Origin of the sequence: Campylobacter sp. FOBRC14 (assembly GCF_000287855.1) — a bacterium.
GTDB classification, from domain to species: domain Bacteria; phylum Campylobacterota; class Campylobacteria; order Campylobacterales; family Campylobacteraceae; genus Campylobacter_A; species Campylobacter_A curvus.
Genome location: NZ_ALJJ01000012.1, coordinates 92,169 through 110,312 on the forward strand (window position 1 = coordinate 92,169; position 18,144 = coordinate 110,312).

16 protein-coding genes and 1 tRNA gene are annotated in these 18,144 nt (G+C 42.4%); 13 read left to right on the forward strand and 4 right to left on the reverse strand.

The window, feature by feature from the left end; genetic code table 11:
- Positions 1-83: 83 nt before the first annotated feature.
- The 13 genes from nhaC to HMPREF1139_RS06330 all read left to right on the forward strand — a co-directional run bounded on the left by nhaC (position 84) and on the right by HMPREF1139_RS06330 (position 13,870).
- Complete coding sequence (gene nhaC, locus HMPREF1139_RS06270) at positions 84-1,496, forward strand: Na+/H+ antiporter NhaC (RefSeq protein WP_009650549.1); 1,413 nt, start codon at positions 84-86, stop codon at positions 1,494-1,496.
- Complete coding sequence (gene iadA, locus HMPREF1139_RS06275; RefSeq protein ID WP_009650508.1) at positions 1,496-2,632, forward strand: beta-aspartyl-peptidase; 1,137 nt, start codon at positions 1,496-1,498, stop codon at positions 2,630-2,632. The genes nhaC and iadA overlap by 1 nt, the downstream gene beginning before the upstream one ends.
- Before the next feature lie 111 nt (positions 2,633-2,743).
- Positions 2,744-3,142 (forward strand): 30S ribosomal protein S12, encoded by a 399-nt coding sequence (gene rpsL, locus HMPREF1139_RS06280; protein ID WP_011992521.1) that lies wholly within the window; start codon positions 2,744-2,746, stop codon positions 3,140-3,142.
- Between the two features lie 75 nt (positions 3,143-3,217).
- A complete protein-coding gene (gene rpsG, locus HMPREF1139_RS06285) occupies positions 3,218-3,688 on the forward strand; it encodes a 30S ribosomal protein S7 (RefSeq protein ID WP_009650489.1) in 471 nt (156 codons plus the stop codon).
- A 12-nt stretch (positions 3,689-3,700) separates the two neighbouring features.
- Entirely contained in the window at positions 3,701-5,779 is a 2,079-nt protein-coding gene (gene fusA / locus HMPREF1139_RS06290) for an elongation factor G (protein WP_009650482.1), read from the forward strand.
- Positions 5,780-5,843: 64 nt separating this feature from the next.
- Positions 5,844-5,920, forward strand: a tRNA-Arg gene (locus HMPREF1139_RS06295).
- Positions 5,921-6,422: 502 nt separating this feature from the next.
- Positions 6,423-6,857, forward strand: coding sequence for a Dps family protein (locus HMPREF1139_RS06300; RefSeq protein ID WP_009650514.1), 435 nt, complete (start codon positions 6,423-6,425; stop codon positions 6,855-6,857).
- A gap of 83 nt (positions 6,858-6,940) precedes the next feature.
- Positions 6,941-7,534: a hypothetical protein gene (locus tag HMPREF1139_RS06305; RefSeq protein ID WP_009650537.1), complete on the forward strand. Its 594-nt coding sequence runs from the start codon at positions 6,941-6,943 to the stop codon at positions 7,532-7,534.
- Positions 7,535-7,677: 143 nt separating this feature from the next.
- Positions 7,678-8,112 carry a hypothetical protein gene (locus tag HMPREF1139_RS06310; protein WP_009650498.1) on the forward strand — a complete coding sequence of 145 codons (435 nt, stop codon included), beginning with the start codon at positions 7,678-7,680 and terminating at the stop codon, positions 8,110-8,112.
- Between the two features lie 293 nt (positions 8,113-8,405).
- Positions 8,406-9,644, forward strand: a complete 1,239-nt coding sequence (locus tag HMPREF1139_RS06315) for a major outer membrane protein (protein WP_009650584.1) — start codon at positions 8,406-8,408, stop codon at positions 9,642-9,644.
- A gap of 97 nt (positions 9,645-9,741) precedes the next feature.
- The gene (locus HMPREF1139_RS06320; RefSeq protein ID WP_009650472.1) at positions 9,742-10,299 is read left to right on the forward strand and encodes a c-type cytochrome; all 558 of its coding nucleotides are present in this window, start codon (positions 9,742-9,744) and stop codon (positions 10,297-10,299) included.
- A 31-nt stretch (positions 10,300-10,330) separates the two neighbouring features.
- Positions 10,331-13,414, forward strand: a complete 3,084-nt coding sequence (ccsA, locus tag HMPREF1139_RS06325) for a cytochrome c biogenesis protein CcsA (RefSeq protein WP_009650566.1) — start codon at positions 10,331-10,333, stop codon at positions 13,412-13,414.
- A gap of 6 nt (positions 13,415-13,420) precedes the next feature.
- A complete protein-coding gene (locus tag HMPREF1139_RS06330; protein WP_009650551.1) occupies positions 13,421-13,870 on the forward strand; it encodes a hypothetical protein in 450 nt (149 codons plus the stop codon).
- A gap of 485 nt (positions 13,871-14,355) precedes the next feature.
- On the opposite strand, the gene HMPREF1139_RS06335 is transcribed toward HMPREF1139_RS06330, so the two are convergent.
- The 4 genes from HMPREF1139_RS06335 to HMPREF1139_RS06350 are packed head-to-tail and all read right to left on the reverse strand — an operon-like array spanning position 14,356 to position 17,996.
- A complete protein-coding gene (locus HMPREF1139_RS06335) occupies positions 14,356-14,823 on the reverse strand; it encodes a phosphatidylglycerophosphatase A family protein (RefSeq protein ID WP_009650474.1) in 468 nt (155 codons plus the stop codon).
- Between the two features lie 8 nt (positions 14,824-14,831).
- Positions 14,832-16,013 (reverse strand): sulfate adenylyltransferase, encoded by a 1,182-nt coding sequence (locus tag HMPREF1139_RS06340; protein WP_009650586.1) that lies wholly within the window; start codon positions 16,011-16,013, stop codon positions 14,832-14,834.
- Positions 15,991-16,881, reverse strand: coding sequence for a response regulator (locus tag HMPREF1139_RS06345; protein ID WP_009650501.1), 891 nt, complete (start codon positions 16,879-16,881; stop codon positions 15,991-15,993). The genes HMPREF1139_RS06340 and HMPREF1139_RS06345 overlap by 23 nt, the downstream gene beginning before the upstream one ends.
- Positions 16,881-17,996: a bifunctional 2-C-methyl-D-erythritol 4-phosphate cytidylyltransferase/2-C-methyl-D-erythritol 2,4-cyclodiphosphate synthase gene (locus HMPREF1139_RS06350; RefSeq protein ID WP_009650534.1), complete on the reverse strand. Its 1,116-nt coding sequence runs from the start codon at positions 17,994-17,996 to the stop codon at positions 16,881-16,883. The genes HMPREF1139_RS06345 and HMPREF1139_RS06350 overlap by 1 nt, the downstream gene beginning before the upstream one ends.
- Positions 17,997-18,144 lie beyond the last annotated feature (148 nt).

An 18,144-nucleotide genomic window follows, 5' to 3' on the forward strand; every position in this document is an offset into this window, starting at 1 on the left:
CTTATTTTTAATATTAAATTTTTATAATATCTTAAGCCTTTAGAATATAGATTTTTAATAAATCTAAATTTAAGGAGGCTGTCATGTCTGGCGAAAAGTTGAAGCCGACGTTCTTGCAAAGCGTTACGCCGGTTTTGGTCATGATTTTCGGACTTGCTTTGGGAGTGGGCTACTACAAGCTTAAAGTCGAACCTATCATTTTGACCTCGGCGCTCGTTGCCGGGCTCATCGCCTGGCGGCTTGGCTACTCTTACAAAGAGCTCGAAGTGGGTATAATCGACAAAATTTCAAGCTCGCTTCCGGCGCTCATGATACTTTGGGTCGTGGGCCTACTTATTGGCTCGTGGATGTTTTCCGGCACGATACCGATGATCATCTACTACGGCGTCGGGATCATCAGCCCAAAATACCTCGTCGTTACCGCCTTTTTGATATGCGCCATCCTATCGACCGTCACAGGTACGTCCTGGGGGTCGGCCGGCACGGTGGGCGTAGCTGTGATGGGTATCGCTCAGGGTCTTAATGTAGATCTGGCTGCGACTGCCGGAGCCGTCGTAGCAGGAGCTTATTTTGGCGATAAGCTCTCTCCGCTTTCAGATACTACAAATTTAGCCCCGATAGCCGCAGGCTCGGAGCTTTACGAGCATATCAGACATATGCTTTACACGACCGTGCCGGCTACTATCGTAGCGATCGTCGTTTATCTTTTTATAGGCTCGGGCGCAGCGAGCGGTAGTGATGTCTCGGCATCGATACTGTCGCTTCAGACCGAGCTTGATAGAGTTTTTGACTTTCACGTTATCCTTTTTCTGCCGGCGATTTTAGTCCTAGCGGGCTCTTTTTTAAAATGGCCGACCATACCCGTGATGCTCATATCGTCTTTTATGGCTGTATTGTTTGGTGTATTTTTACAGGGCTTTAGCCTCAAAAACGGTCTGATATCCGTGATGAGCGGCTTTAATCTAAACATGAGCGGACTTGATGGTGAATTTTCAAAAGATATGATGAAGCTTTTAAACAGAGGCGGTGTGAGCTCGGTAAATGCCACGACCATCCTCGTCATCTGTGCTATGGGCTTTGCCGGGATTTTATCCGTTACCGGTATGCTAAGCGTCGTGCTTCACACGATAATGTCAAAGGTCAGATCGCAAGCTGGAGTCATCATCTCGACCATATCGTCTTGTTTGACGGTTGCATTTGTGACCGGTAGCTCGTATCTGTCGATCTTGGTGCCTGGTGAGATGTTTAAGGACTTTTATAAAGAAAAGGGACTGGCGGCTAAGAATTTATCCAGAACTCTCGAGGACTCCGGCACCGTCGTCGTTCCGCTCATACCATGGTCGGCGGCCGGAGCTTATATGACGGCTACGCTTGGTGTCGCGACGGTGGAATATCTGCCTTGGGCGGTCATGAACTATATGGGTATCGTTTTTGCCGTGATCCTAGCTATCACGGGCATCGGTATAGCGCCGCTAAAAGATAAAAAGGAGGAGTGATGCTGCTCATAAAAAACGCTCAAATTTTCTCTCCTAAATTTATAGGACGTAAAGATATTTTTGTCTGCAACGGCAAGATCGTCTGCATAGATGAAAATTTAAACCCGAATTTGCCAAATTTAAAAGTGATCGAGGCTTCAAAATTTATAGCTACGCCGGGGCTCATCGACAAGCACGTTCATATCACGGGCGGTGGCGGTGAAGGCGGCTTTAAAACTAGGGTGCCCGAGATAATGCTCTCAAAATTTATAGAGGCTGGCATCACGACTGCGGTGGGGCTTTTAGGCACCGATAGTGCGACTAGAAGCGTGGAAAATTTAGTCGCAAAGGCAAACGCGCTAAATGACGAAGGTATCACTTGCTACGCTCACACCGGCGCATATAACGTACAAACCCCGACTATCACGGGCGATATACAAAAAGACATCGTATTTGTAGATAAGATCATAGGCATAAAGCTGGCCATCAGCGACCACCGCTCCTCGTCCGTCAGCAAAAATGAGCTGGCCCGCATTGTCTCGGCCGGTAGGGTCGCCGGGATGATCAGCTCCAAATCAGGCCACACTACGCTTCATATGGGCGACGGTAAAAAGGGGCTCGGGCTAGTTTATGAGGCGTTAGAAGAATTTGACATCCCTATTACGTTTTTTCAGCCTACGCATGTAAATAGAAATGAAAATTTATTTAATGAAGCCGTTAAATTTCTAAAGGACGGCGGATATATCGATCTTACCTGCAAAAATCATCTAAGCCCGCTGGAGGCGATCAAGCGTATAAAATCCCAGGGCTTAAGCACCGATAGAATAACCGTCAGCTCCGATGGATATGGTAGCTTTTCCAGCTATGACGCTGACGGGAAGCTACTTGAGATCGGCGTTGCCAGCGTACGAGCTTTGTTTGAAGAATTTTTAAGCTTGGTAAATGACGGCTTTGGCTTGGAGGAGGCTTTGGTGTTTTTTACTACAAATGTTGCAAATTCTATCGCTATCGCCGATAAAAAGGGCAAAATTTCAATAGGATATGATGCTGATTTGCTACTTTTTGACGAAAATTTAGGGCTTGAGTATGTCATCGCGAAAGGCGAAATTTTAAAAGATGAGAACGGCTTTATCAAAAAAGGAACGTATGAGTATTGATAAAGTAAAACGGCCTTGTGTTTTGCTATTTTAAAATTTGATTAATCATTATTTAAGTTGTTTTTAAATATTATTAGGTCTTTTTAATAAATTTAGTCGAAAGGAATTACTGTGCCAACCATAAATCAATTGGTCAGAAAAGAGCGCAAGAAAGTGACCGTCAAGTCAAAATCTCCAGCGCTAAAAGAGTGCCCTCAAAGAAGAGGAGTTTGCACTAGGGTCTATACTACGACTCCTAAAAAACCAAACTCAGCTTTGAGGAAAGTTGCCAAAGTCAGGCTTACAAGCGGTTTTGAAGTTATCAGCTACATCGGCGGTGAGGGCCATAACCTACAAGAACACAGCATCGTACTGGTACGCGGCGGTCGTGTCAAGGACTTACCGGGTGTTAAATACCACATCGTTCGCGGTGCGCTAGATACTGCTGGTGTCGCAAAAAGAACTGTTGCACGTTCAAAATACGGTGCGAAACGCCCTAAAGCAGGCGCTGCTGCAGCTGCTAAAAAGTAAAATTTAGGTTCGCAGACGTTGCGTAGATTTGCAAACGTTTGAGTAAAATTTATAAAATTTGAAGGAAAAATCAAAATGAGAAGAAGAAAAGCCCCTGTAAGGGAAGTCTTACCTGATCCGATTTACGGAAACAAAGTAATCACTAAATTTATTAACTCTTTGATGTATGACGGCAAAAAAAGCGTCGCCACAGAGATCATGTATGGAGCGCTTAAAGCTATCGAGAAAAAAGGCGGCGATGTTAAAGGCATAGATGTTTTTAACGATGCTATCGAAAACGTAAAACCTATCCTAGAGGTAAAATCACGCCGTGTAGGCGGTGCGACGTATCAAGTCCCTGTGGAGGTTCGTCCTGTCCGCCAACAAGCGCTTGCGATCCGCTGGCTGATCACTTACGCTAGAAAAAGAAGCGAAAGAACCATGATAGACAAGCTGGCAAACGAGCTTCTTGATGCCGCAAATTCAAAAGGCGCATCTTTCAAGAAAAAAGAGGATACCTACAAAATGGCAGAGGCTAATAAAGCGTTTGCTCATTATCGCTGGTAAGAAAGGCACAATATGGCAGATAGAAAAACACCATTACATATGGTCAGAAACATCGGTATCGCAGCTCATATCGATGCAGGAAAAACTACCACGAGCGAGAGAATTTTATTTTTTACCGGTATGAGCCATAAGATCGGCGAGGTGCATGACGGTGCGGCCACGATGGACTGGATGGAACAAGAAAAAGAGCGTGGCATCACGATAACTTCGGCTGCGACGACTTGTTTTTGGAAACAGCATCAAATAAACCTGATCGACACTCCGGGCCACGTTGATTTCACTATCGAAGTCGAGCGTTCTATGCGTGTTCTTGACGGCGCAGTCGCGGTATTTTGCTCGGTCGGCGGCGTCCAACCTCAAAGTGAGACCGTTTGGAGACAAGCGAACAAATATCACGTTCCAAGGATCGTTTTTGTAAATAAAATGGACAGGATCGGCGCAAATTTTTATAATGTTGAAAGCCAAATCAGAAACCGTTTGAAAGCAAATCCTGTGCCTATTCAAATTCCGATCGGTGCAGAGGATGATTTTAAGGGTGTTATCGACCTTGTGAGGATGAAAGCTTATGTTTGGGAAGATGATAAAAAACCGACTGACTATGTAGAAAAAGAAATCCCGGCCGAGCTTTTGGAAAAGGCGCAAGAGTATCGCACGAAGCTCATAGAGGCCGTATCTGAAACAGACGATAGCTTGATGGAGAAATTTTTCAGCGGCGAAGAGCTAAGCGAAGAAGAGATCAAAAAAGGCATAAAAGCTGGCTGCTTAAGAATGAGCATAATCCCTATGCTTTGCGGAACAGCTTTTAAAAATAAAGGCATTCAACCGCTTTTAAATGCCGTCGTAGACTATCTACCAGCTCCGGACGAGATCGAGGCTATCAAAGGTGTTTATGAGGACGGCACGGAAGTTACCGTCGAGTCTACCGATGATGGCGAATTTGCTGCGCTTGCATTTAAGATCATGACCGATCCGTTTGTGGGACAGCTGACATTTATCCGTGTTTATCGCGGAAGTCTTGAAAGCGGTAGCTATGCTTACAATACCGTTCAAGATAGTAAGGAAAGAATCGGTCGTTTGCTAAAAATGCACTCAAACAAACGTGAGGAAATTTCAGTCCTTCATGCCGGTGAGATCGGCGCGGTAGTAGGTCTAAAAAATACCTTGACTGGCGATACTCTCGCAAGCGAGAAAGATAAAGTCATCCTTGAAAAGATGGATTTCCCTGAGCCTGTCATCTCAGTCGCCGTTGAGCCAAAGACAAAAGCCGATCAAGAGAAAATGGCGATAGCACTTCAAAAGCTAGCTCAAGAGGATCCAAGCTTTAGAGTAAATACCGATGAAGAGAGCGGTCAGACTATTATTTCGGGCATGGGTGAGCTTCACTTAGAGATCATCGTCGATCGTATGCTTCGTGAATTTAAAGTCGACGCAGAAGTAGGTCAGCCGCAAGTTGCCTACCGCGAGACTATCCGCAAACCAGTCGAGCAAGAGTATAAATATGCTAAGCAATCAGGTGGTCGTGGTCAATACGGACACGTATTTTTACGTATCGAACCGCTTGAGCCGGCTAGCGGATTTGAATTCGTCAATGATATCAAAGGTGGCGTCGTTCCAAAAGAATACATACCTGCCGTTGAGAAAGGTTGCCGCGAAGCGCTTCAAAATGGTGTGTTGGCCGGCTATCCGGTAGAAGATGTAAAAGTCACTCTATACGACGGAAGCTACCACGAGGTGGACAGCTCTGAAATGGCGTTCAAGCTTGCTGCTTCTATGGGCTTTAAAGAGGGCGCCAGAAAGGCAAATCCGGTCATCCTTGAGCCTATGATGAAGGTCGAGGTCGAAACTCCTGAAGAGTATATGGGCGATGTCATCGGCGATCTTAATAAACGCCGCGGTCAAGTTAGCTCGATGGATGAGCGCAACGGTAGCAAGATCATCACGGCTTTCTGCCCTCTAGCTCAGATGTTTGGCTACTCGACAGATCTTCGCTCAGGTACTCAAGGTCGTGCGACTTACTCTATGGAATTTGATCATTATGAAGAAGTTCCAAAGAATGTAAGCGAAGAGATCATTAAAAAGAGAAACGGCTAAAAGCTAAATTTATGCAGGTTTGTCCTCTGGCAGACCTGCTTTTAAAAATTTTAAATAAATTTTTGTCCTCATAGCTCAGCTGGATAGAGCGCAAAATTCCTAATTTTGAGGTCGTGAGTTCGAATCTCGCTGGGGACACCACTTATAAAAATTACTATCTTATTATGCTTTCTATGATTACGTAAAATCAAATTAGTTCTGTTTAGATAAAAGAATTCTCATGAGTATTTAAGCTTATCAGCTAAGTAAAATTTCATCTTTTAGCCTATTTGACTATACTAAAAAATAACAGATCAGTACTTATTAAAAAGCTAAAATTTTTATATTTTTCATAGGCTCTGTTAAAATATTTCATTGATTTTCAGCTTTCAAAGCAGGAGAATGCGAACAGCATTCGAGTAAAAACCTTGTGAAGCGACGCTATCGCCGCCGATTTACAGGGAAGCGGTAGCTGAGCGCGTAAATCGTGCTACATGTTCGGCGTCTTGCGGAGCGAGCATGGTTTGCGAAGTAAGCGTCAATAATTTATTGCAATAGAGCCTTTTCATAATTTTAACTAGATAATATTTTTTATTATCTAGTTAAAATTATTTTAAGTAAAATATGCTATAATTTCATCACAAATAAACCACAAGGAGACAAAATGTCAAAAGTTATTTCACAGTTGAATATAATCCAGGCCGATGCAAATGCGCTTTATATCAAATTCCACGATCTTCACTGGAATGTAAAGGGCATTCAGTTTTTCAGCGTGCATGAATATACCGAAAAAGCTTACGAAGATATGAGCGAAATTTTCGATGACACAGCCGAGAGAGCTATCATGCTTGGTGGCAAACCTGTCATCAAAGCTGAGGAGCTAAACAAACTAACTCACATAAAACACGAGCCAAAGGCCAGCTACACTCCGAGCGAAGTTTTAGAGATCGTTTTGGCTGATTACAAACACTTATTGGGCGAGTTTAAAAAGCTTGATAAGATCGCAGAGGGCGATACTACTACTCAAATGTATGCACAAGATCAGATAGGAAAATATGAAAAAGCTATCTGGATGCTTAGCGCTACACTTGCCAAATGATAACTAGGCGGGCCTCGGCTCGCCCCTTTATAAAATTTGTATTTTGACGATATTCAAGCTAGAAAATTTATAAAGGAGCTATCATGCAGGTAAATACAAACATCAACGCATATGCTAATCCAAACGCTAAAGAAAATCCGCAAATTTCACAATACAAAAATACTAAATCCTCGGAGCAAACCGCCTCTAAAATAAGCGCAAAAGAGATATCAAATAGTTATTTTTTGCAGTTTCAAGCCCAGTTTCTCTCAGTATCTAGTTCAAATTTCAGCGCTCAAAGTGCGGTCAGCTCACTTTTTGGCGACAGAGGTCAAAATTTTCCGCAAAATTTAGCTGAAATTTTAAAAGGCATCAACTATGACGCCATAGGATATAGCGGCAAATCCATCGACTCGCTTAGCCCGAAAGAGGCTGGCGAGCTAGTCGGAGAGGATGGATTTTTCGGGGTCAAAAATACCGCCGACAGGATAGCAAATTTCGTCATCTCGGCAGCAGGTGACGACGCACAAAAGCTTCAGGCCGGGCGAGAGGGGATACTAAAAGGCTTCAAAGATGCCGCAAAGCTTTGGGGCGGCGATCTGCCTGAAATTTCACAACACACCATCGATAGGGCGCTAGAGAGCGTCGATAAAAGGATAGCAGAGCTCGGCGGTAACGTTCTAAACGTATCGGCGTAAATTTATTTGGCTGCTATGAATGGTAGCCAAATTCTAAAATTCCTCTTTTGATCTTTCGCTTAGGCAGTAAATTCTATTTAACTTAAATTTTAAAGCATTTAAATTTATGAGCTATACTTTTTTAAAATTTTTTAGGAAAGCAAATGTCAAAATTTCATATTTTTACCATGACTTTAGCCGTGGTTGCCCTTACTGGTTGTTCATTTTTTGAAAATCAAGCGCCCAAAAAGCAAACTCCTCAAGTGCAACAAAGACTTGTTAAAAGCGCTATCAAGGGCTTCATAAAAGAGCTTCATTATGAGGATTCGAAGTATTGCTACACTATCATCGCGAGCGATACCAAAAACGCCAAATTGCCTAGTGCTAATTTTTGCTCCACCAAATATTACTACGACAAGGGCGATCTAGTGTATGCGACTTTTATCGGTAAGCAGCTTGAGAGCATGCTTCTTATCCACGAAGGAAGCTCCAGAGGCTCATTTTCCGGGATCAAAAAGCCGCAAAATGACATCGTCATAAAAAAGAAAAATATCAAAACGAATATAGAAATTCCAAAAGAAGAGAAAATAACGTTTTGATTATCCGTTGATTTACTTAGTCCTATTATAATTTCACCAAGCAATCAAAACTAGAACTCCTTTTAAGGGGCTGATGTGTTTCGCCCCTTTCTTTTTATTTTCCACTTTTAAAACTTGATTTTTCTTCGGTGCTACTTTCTAAGTTTGATATATGATTTTAGTAAAATTTTGAATTTTTAGTGTTTTTCGGTAAACGATCGGTAGCAAATTCGCTAGAATTTAGGATTTTTTAAGCTTAAAATTAAATTTTATGTATTATAATGCCCTTACACAATTTCTTAAAAGGAGAACAAATGAAACTAACAAAGATTAGTTTAGCGGCTTTGGTTGCTTTAGGTGCATTTTCAAGCGTAGCTTCAGCTACTCCACTTGAAGAAGCTATAAAAAATGTAGATCTTTCAGGATTTGCAAGATATAGGTATACAAATACAACAGAAAAAGCTTCTAAGAGCGATAGAAATACAGAGGCAAAACATAACTTTAAAATCGTAACAAATTTTAAAGCTGCGATCGACGATAATTTCTTTGGTGTATTGGGCTTGAGATATAACTCAAGTGATGCCTCTGGTCACCTAAATACTGGAACAGATACAACAAATACCACAGATACTTTTGGTGTTCATCAGTTCTATCTAGGATACACTATCGGTGGTACTACTATAACAGCTGGCAAACAAGAGATCGGCTCATTCTTTACAGATGATGCTATCGGTACAGGTGTTAGAGTAGTAAATCAAGATATCGAAGGTCTAACTCTTACAGCTTTTGCATTTGATGCTCTTGAAAATGGTAGTGAAACAGATGGAACGCTTTTTGATAATATAAGAGCTAAAAACCCTTCTACTTATCCTCTTAACGGATATAATGCAGGAAACCTTTATGCTGCAGCAGTTGTAGGCTCTTATGATCCTATAAGCTTTCAACTATGGTATGCCAGCTTGACAGAAGTAGTCGATTTACTAGCTGTTGAAGTAGCTGGAAATTTTGCTGTGACAAATGATGTTTCTATCGGTGCTAAAGCTCAATATGTGAATAGTAATGCGGACTCTGGTTTTAAAGACGCTGCAGCAGCAACTGTTCCATATGATGACGGTAACTTCTATGCAGCCGAACTTTCTACATCACTGTTTGGTTTAGATTTATCTGCCGGTTATATTGGCTGGAAAGCTAAAGATCATGGTGTAACATCATTTGCTCTAGAAGATAAGGGTCAGTTGATACAACCGGGCGAAGAGCTATTTGGCTATGATGATGCAGACTATACTTTTGCTGCTGGTAAAGGTAACTTCTGGTTTGGAACAGCCGGTTATACATACGATAAGTTCTTTGCAGGTGTTGATTATGTAAAGGGCGAAATAAAATATAGCAATGACACAAAAAACAAATATCAAGAGATCGTTCCAAGACTTGCTTATCAATACAACAAGAAACTTAAGTTTAGCTCATTCTATTCATTCCTAGAGAAAAAAGACAATGATGGAAACAAGGATAAACAAGATAAGTTAAGATTTGAGGCTAAATACTCATTCTAATTTACCCAGCTTAGTTTAATCAACTTATGCTATAATCCCAAGTTGGTATTCCCCAGCTTGGGATTTTTAAATTTAGAGCAAGATTTTAAGGAAACTTATGAAAATTTTTAAAATTTCTTTTTTGGTGTGTCTTTTTGCGGCAAGTGCATTCAGCGCTTCACAAGTGTATTATATAGAGGCCCACGGCGATTTTGGTAAAGAGCTTGCAGAGATGGCGACAAAACAGGCCAATGAAAGAAATGAAAAAATTCAAATATTTATCGATGAAGATCCGCGAAGATATAAAGACAATAGAATTTTAAAATTTGGTGTCGATAGAAAAGGCAGATATAGTGTCTCACTCGGCAAAGAGCTTTATGAAAAACAATGTCAAAGCTGTCATGGAGAAAACGCCGAGAAAAGACCTTACGGTGCAGTAGCGCTAAAAGATATGAATGCTAAAGATATCGAAGACAGCATCATTTCATATAGAAGCGACACATCTTTTGGGGGCGATGGCAAACTAATAATGCAAAATCAAGCCAAAATAACTACAAACAACGATCTTGGAGCAATTTTAGCCTATCTAAAAGGCAAAGATGCACTTGCCGATCAAGATGACCAAGCAAATAAGCCTGTTTCTACAGAGAAAAAACAGGGTAGCTATCTAAGATAAATTTTACATACGCACAAAAAGGAAGCAAGTAATGTTTGGCATAAAATCACTATTTTTTAGCATGACTTCGGCTATCGTTTTGATGATCATATTTGCCGTGGCAAGTGGTGCGGCAACGATAATCGAAAGCAAGACAAGTACGGAGCTAGCGTGGGTTTATGTATATGGTGCCGGCTGGTTCGCACTCGTTCAGGTACTGCTTGGTATAAATTTGGCTTACAATATTTTTCATTACAGACTTTTGAACATAAAAAAGCTTCCGTCTTTGCTTTTTCATTTGGGATTTTTGGTTATTTTAGTAGGCGCTGGCATCACGAGGTATTTTGGCTTTGAAGGAAACGTGCATATAAGGGAAAATACCGAAACCAACATAGTAACGACTAAGGGCTCGTATGTAAATTTTGCTGCAGACGTGGACGGCAAGGAGATTTCCGCTTCGGTGCCTAGAGGCGTTGAAAATATAAACAAAGAGGGGTTTGACATCGCGCTAAAGCTCGCGGATGCGGACGCAAGACTTAAATTTATCGAGTATATCCCCAAGGCTTCTTATAAATTCGTAGACGATCCAAGTGGTAAACCGGTGATCGAGCTCGTTATATCCGACGAGACAAACAGAGAAGAGGTGTATTTGCTAGACGGCGAAGAGGCTTTGGCGGGCGAGATCAGCTTTATTTTTAATGCCAAGCCACGAGAGGGGCAAAAATATGTGTTGTTTGAGTTAAAAGATGGTAAATTTAGCGTGACTTCAAATCAAAAAATCTCAAAATTCTCGATGAGTGATAATGCAAAAATAGAGCTTGACGCGGGTAGCGTGAATGAGTTTGCCCCTATGAATCTATATAGCGTAAACGGTATAAATTTCGCACCGCAGTTTATATCTGCCAGTGCCGCAAGGAAGCTAGTCACGACCCAAGATAGCGAATTTGACGCGATAATAGCCCAGCTTAGCTATAAAGGCGAAAATAAGGAGATGACATTGTTTTACAACCTCATAGAGCCTGCTCGCACGACTATCGGCGGGCAAAATTTCATAGCTTCTTGGGGGCCGCAGCAGATCAAACTGCCTTTTAGCTTATTTTTAAAAGACTTCGAGCTAAAGCGCTATCCCGGCTCAAATTCTCCTATGAGCTATGCCAGTGATGTCGTCGTAAAAGATAGTGTCAGCCCTAGTTTTGATTATAGGATTTACATGAATCACGTGCTTGACTACGATGGGTATAGGTTTTTCCAAAGCTCATACGATAGAGACGAGAGGGGAACGATACTCTCCGTAAACAAAGACCCAGGCAAAATTCCTACATATATCGGTTATTTTTTACTTGGTCTTGGCTTTTTACTAAACGTCATAAATCCTGGCAGTCGTTTTAGAAAGCTCGCAAATCTCATAGATAATGAAGCGGCTAAAAAGGTAGCGGCATGTATCGCGGCATGTCTTATCGTGTTTGGAGCTAACGAGGCCAAAGCAAGTGACTTTTTGCCTCAGATAAGCCCCGAACACGCCCAAAAGCTCTCAAGACTCCTTGTGCAAAGCCCAGATGGTAGGATAAAGCCTTTTGATACTTTAAGCAAAGAAGTTTTAAACAAAATTCACAGACAAGACAGCATCGGCTCGCTAAATTCCAACCAAGCCATGCTCTCTATAATGGTGACGCCTGAATTTTGGCGAAGCGAGCCTATCATCGCTCTTGGCTTTAGCAAGGAGCTAAAAAAAGACATAGGCGTAGATGAAAATGCAAAATATGCAAGCTTCAATGACTTTTTCAAGGTCGGCAAAGATGGCGGTAGCGAGTATAAGCTCACGAAATTTGCAGAGATCGCAAATCGCAAGCATCCCGGCTCACGCGGCACTTTTGACAAAGACGTCATCAAGGTCGATGAGCGTTTAAACGTCTTTTATATGATTTTTATAGGTGAAATTTTCAAAATTTTCCCTAAGCAAGATGACCCTTCCAACTCTTGGTATTCGCCGGCATCTGCGATGATGTATTTCTCACCGGAGGAGGCAAATCTCGTAGTTACCATGATGAAGGATTATTTTACCGCCGTAGACGAGGCTACTAGGACGCAGGATTGGAGTAAGGCCGACGCGTCGCTTGATAAAATTTTCGAGTATCAGAAAAAATACGGCTCTGCGATAATGCCTAGCGAGAAAAAGGTAGAGATCGAAATTTTGTTCAATAAATTTAAGATATTTGACCGTTTGATCCCGGTTTATCTGCTCGCAGGTTTGGTGCTTTTGTTATTCGTTTTCGTGAAAATGCTCGCGCCAAAGGTCAAGATAAGCGGCATAGTGAGAGTAGTCTATGGTGTCAATATCCTAGCCTTTATAGCTCATACCATAGGGCTTGGGCTAAGATGGTATATAGCCGAGCATGCACCTTGGAGCAACGCATACGAGTCGATGGTCTATATCGCTTGGGCCCTTGGCCTTTCTGGCATAATATTCTCAAAACGCAGTCCTATCGCGATCGCGCTGACATCGATACTAGCAGGCGTTACGTTATTTGTCGCGCATCTTAGCTGGATGGATCCGCAGATAACCACTCTCGTGCCCGTGCTTCAGAGCTATTGGCTGACGATACATGTATCTGTCATCACAGCGAGCTATGGATTTTTAGGACTTTGCGCGCTCCTTGGAGGATTTACGCTCATCCTTATCATAATGCAAAATAAGCGCAAGCCAAACCCCGAGATCACGCGTAATATCTTGGAGGCTACTAGAATAAACGAGATGGCGATGATACTTGGACTAAGCCTTCTAACACTTGGAAATTTCCTAGGTGGTGTTTGGGCCAATGAGAGCTGGGGCAGATATTGGGGCTGGGACAGCAAAGAGACTTGGGCCCTTGTTTCGATACTAGTTTATGCGGCGGTGCTTCACATGAGATTTATACCAAAGCTAAACAACCAATACGCATTTGCTGTCGCATCGTTTTTTGCTTATTGGGCGATCTTGATGACATATTTTGGTGTAAATTTCTATCTTGCTGGCATGCACTCTTATGCCGCTGGAGACCCGTTACCGATACCGGACTTTGTTTGGATAGGTATAGGCATTATGTTTGCGATGACCTTTTTGGCCTTTCCAAAGCGTAAAATTTGCACGAAGCTTTAAAATTTAATGACTCCTATCAAAAGCATCGCTTTAATTTGTATCGTAATTTTACTCATAGCTGTCGGCGGGCTTTTTTATCTATTTTTAAAGATTATTAAAAATCGGGCGGAGCCTGCCTTTAAAGAGGTTTTACCCGATCTGCCAAAAGATAAAAAGATCGAGATAGACGATCTTGTAAAATTTGCCTCAGACAGCACTATCAACAAGAACGAGCTTTTTACGTTAGTGAGAATTTTTACCGAGCAGATGAGCATACCGTCTAAAAATGGTGATAAAGCCCCAAAAGAAGCCAGTAACTATCTAAATTTCATAACGCTTGTTTGCAGGCATAAAAATGTCGATGCAAAGCTCATAAGCTACCTAAATAACGAGACTAAAAAGAAAAATCCGACCTATGTTTTAGAGATCGAAGAGTATGAGAAGCGAGGTTTGGATACCAGGAAAGTTCGTAAATAACTTCATTAAGCCTTACTTTAGGAACGATCAACAAACGCATACGAACAGCATTGGCAACGAAAATCAGTAAATAAGGTGGCGATAAGCTCGTTAATAAGATTTAACTACGCTAGAACATTTAAAATTTGGCTCTGTTACAATATTTTATTGATTTTTAGATTTTAAAGCGAAGTCAAACCTTGTGAAGCGACGCTATCGCCACCGATTTTTACTTCGTGTTACGCACTCGTAACGAGACTTCGCTACGAGGACAGGGAAGCGGTAGCTGACCGCGTAAATCGTGCTATATGTTCGGCGCTTTGCGGAGTGAGCAGGGTTTTTGCTTCACTTCGTTCGCAACTGCAAAGCAGAAGTGAAGCAAGTGTCAATGATTTATTATAACAGAGTCTTAAAATTTTTTAAAACAAAGCTAAATTTTAAAAACAAACTCGCTTACATAGCTTTCTTGATTTATCAGCAGGAGCGAGTGGCTACGAATTCAAAATTTAAGGCAAATTTATCCCGAATTTTAGGCAGGCGCCATAAACCATCGCACTCATCAACCCCGCGAAAAATCCCGCTATCATATCATCGCCCATGACGCCAAGTCCGCCTTTTACATTTTTATCCACGCGGCCGATGACGGATGGTTTTTTGATGTCTAGGAGCCTAAAAAAGGCGAACGATAGTAAAATTTGCGAGATCGTACCGCCGCTTATGGCTACTGCGAGCCAGACGCCGGCTACTTCGTCGATCACGATGTGCGAGCTGTCGTGGATACCGATTTGCGCTTCATATCTATCTATGATACTTATGCTGATCAAAAAAAGTAAAATACTTGCCAGAAAAAGTGTAGTCGGCGAGAACGCCCAAAGTATCGCTACTGCTACTACTGTGCCGGCGATAGAGCCCCAAGTACCGGGAGCTTTTGGCAGTAGCCCGAAGCCAAAAAATGTCAAAAATAGCTTTTGCATAAATTTCCTTATGTCATCGACGAGGTTTGATAAAGCTTCATCAGCTCTTCATAAAAATCGCGGTCGGTGCGTTTTTCTAATAGCCCCGAATTTACGAACAGATCGTCGCAGAGCTTTTGCACGTCCTTGAAGCGGTTTGGAAAGAGCTCGCTTAAAATGAATGCCGAAATTTCAGGTCGCACGAGGATAGCTGGTGGCATGATACCCTTAAAAAGCAGCTCTTTGATGATGTCCGGATGATATTTGATGTGGTGATGTTGCCCGTGAGGGCAAGTCTTCGTGCTTACGAGTGTGCGGCACTGGTTGCAATAAACTAGCTCGGGTAAGACTATGATCTCTATCGCCAGCTCGTTTTTGTATCGATCAAGGATCGTATGCGCCTCGTTGTGGTCGTAAAACATACCGATACCGGCATGATTTTGTCCGATGACTAGCTTATTTGCACCAAATGAGCGCGCAGCGATACATTCTAGCGTAGGATTTGTGTGTGAGCTAAAAAGCGTCGTATTTTCAAGGGGAAAGACGAATACGCGCTTTTCTGGTAAATAGTTTTGGTTGAAAAATTCCAGCACTCGCTTTCTGATGGCGTAGTCTATATGGTTTTCTTGCAGCGTCCTCACCAAAAATACGATGACTAGGTCGGCTTTGTCGACCGTCATGCGAATGAGCCTTTCGTGCGCGCGGTTAAAAGGGTCGGCGGTCAAAAACACTGACGTTATCTTTTTGGCGTTTATCTCTTTTATGACGTTTTTTAGCCTGAATTTTGCATCTTTTATGCTCTCGTCATAAATTTCAAACTCACCGCTGATTGCGTATTCGCCCAGCTGTAGCTGTCGTCCGTTGGCTGATTCGTTGGCTAAAAATATATTTTTTTCTCGTGTAAATTTATCAAGCTTGAAAATTTTATCTATGTCGATGTGCCCGACGTTTCTGCCCTCTAGTACTAAATTTACGCGCTCTCCTGCACTTAGTTGCTTTATCGTGTGCTGATTTATCTCGCTTGGCGGGGCGAAGCCAAAGGAGTAGGGCATCGGCTCACCCTCGAAATAGCCGCTTTCATTGGCCAGTCTTATCTGCTCGTCGTCCATAAGGGCGCTGAAATTTGAGATGACTTGATTTTTTATGAGTTCCAGCGTACCAAATACTTCGGTGTTTATGATGATGGATTTATTTTTTCTTGAGGATGTCATATTTTTTTCTCTTTTCCCAAAGTGATTTGCGTGAAATTCCTAGTTTCTTGGATAGCTCGGTATCGGGAAATCTATCTTGATAGTTCGTGATGATGTATTTTATATAATCATCGATCGTGACGATCTCGTCGATACTGAAAAGATTTTCGCCGTTTGAGATATCAAGCGTTTCAAATGACACTTTTTGCTCAAAGTCGCTGGTCGAGATTATCACCTTGCGTTTATACACGAGCGATAAAATTTTGTCTCTTTCATCTTGTTTTAGCAGCTGAAAGCTCGAGATGTATACGTAGTCATCGTGATTTTGTCTTAAAATTTTTTCTATTTGAGCCAGCTTGGTCGCGGGCAAAAATATAAACGGAATTTTTGTCATTTTCATATAATTATGAACGAATTTATCGGCGTAGGCGATCTTTGAGGTGCGTATTAAAAGCGGGAATTTCACCTTTTTTGGCTCGAATTCGTCTATCTTTAAATTCCTCAAACTATAATCGACATAGCTCTCGTAGTTTCGCAGCATGCCCTGTAAGCGTCTGTGCTCCTCGAAATGATTCATCTTACGCACGAGCTCTTCTATCATGAACGGCTTTTGTATGTAGTCGTCAGCACCCGCCTGGATGGGTTTTAGCACGGTATCGTTGCTGATGTATGCGATTAGCAAGATGATGATCGAGCTTTTAAATTTTTCTATTATCGGGTAAAAATCCTGTCCCGGGAGTGTGGTAGAAAGTAACACTACATCAAACTCTTCGTCCTTAAAGGCCTCCTTCGCACTCTTTGCTATCTCGCACTCATGCCCCAGATCAGCGAGCTTCGTAGCCATCGAGCCAGCCAAATATATCTCGTTTTCAACTATTAAAATTTTCATCATTTCGTCCAATCATAGTATTTCAAATTTGCACTTGCTATCACGGCTATGCCCTCGCCGCGCCCTACAAAGCCAAGCTTTTCTGTCGTGGTAGCTTTTACGTTTATGCGGTTTGGCGTCAAATTTAGCGCACCCGCGATATTTGCCTCCATTTTACGCTTGAATTTTGAAATTTTAGGGCGCTCAGCCATGATCGTGATATCGGCATTTACCAGCTCAAAGCCTACGCTTTGCACCTTTTTATAGGCCTCTTGCAGTAAAAGTAGCGAGCTTATGCCCTTAAATTCAGCGTCTGTGTCAGGAAAGAGCTCGCCTATATCGCCAAACCCGGCAGCTCCTAATATCGCGTCCGTTAGCGCATGAAGCGCTACATCGCCGTCGCTGTGAGCCTTGAGGCCAAATTCATATTCGATCTTTTCTCCGCAAAGCCACAGCTCGCGTCCGCGCTCAAATTCATGCACGTCAAAGCCGGTGCCCGTAAAATGCTCGTTTGAAGGAGGGATCAGACAGGGGATCTTGGCGAGGTCGCTTTTAGTCGTGATCTTGTGCGCTCTCTCATCGCCAAGCACGTGCCATACGCTAGCTCCAACAGCTCTCATCGCGGAGCTGTCGTCGGTGTAAAGAGTATCGGTCTCAAGCGCTTGTTTTAGCAAATTCGTCTTTGAAAGCTGCGGCGTTTGGATGAGCTTTATCTTTTCTCTGTCTATCGCTTCGTCGCCAAAATACGCAGTATCGGCGATCTTAAGCGCCGGAACTACGCAGTCGGCTTGCTTTGAGCCTTCTATTATCTTGCTAAAAAGCTCGTGTGTGATGCAAGGGCGGGCGATGTCGCTAACTAGTACGAACTGGCTGCTGACTAAATTCAGTGCATTTTTCAGGCTTTGCTGACGTGTGTCTCCGCCGATCACAAATTTATAATGAGGGGCGAATCTAGCCATGTATTCGCACTCTTTGCTCACGACGATTATATCTTTGAACGTGTAAAATTCACTCAAATTTTTTGTAGCGGCCAGCCAAAGCGGATCGGAGCCGATACGTAGCCATTGCTTTTTTACCGGTAGCTCAAAACGGCTGGAATTCCCAGCTCCAAGCATGATGAGAGAGATATCTAGCAAAATTTTTCCTTATATTTATTTTGGCTGAAATGTTACGATATTATACACCTACAAAACTTGTATTAAACTTTTGGCTCTATTTGTGAAGTCTTTATTTTAAGAATTTCAAAACCAAGAGCATTTTTGTTAAAGCATAAAAGAAGTTAAA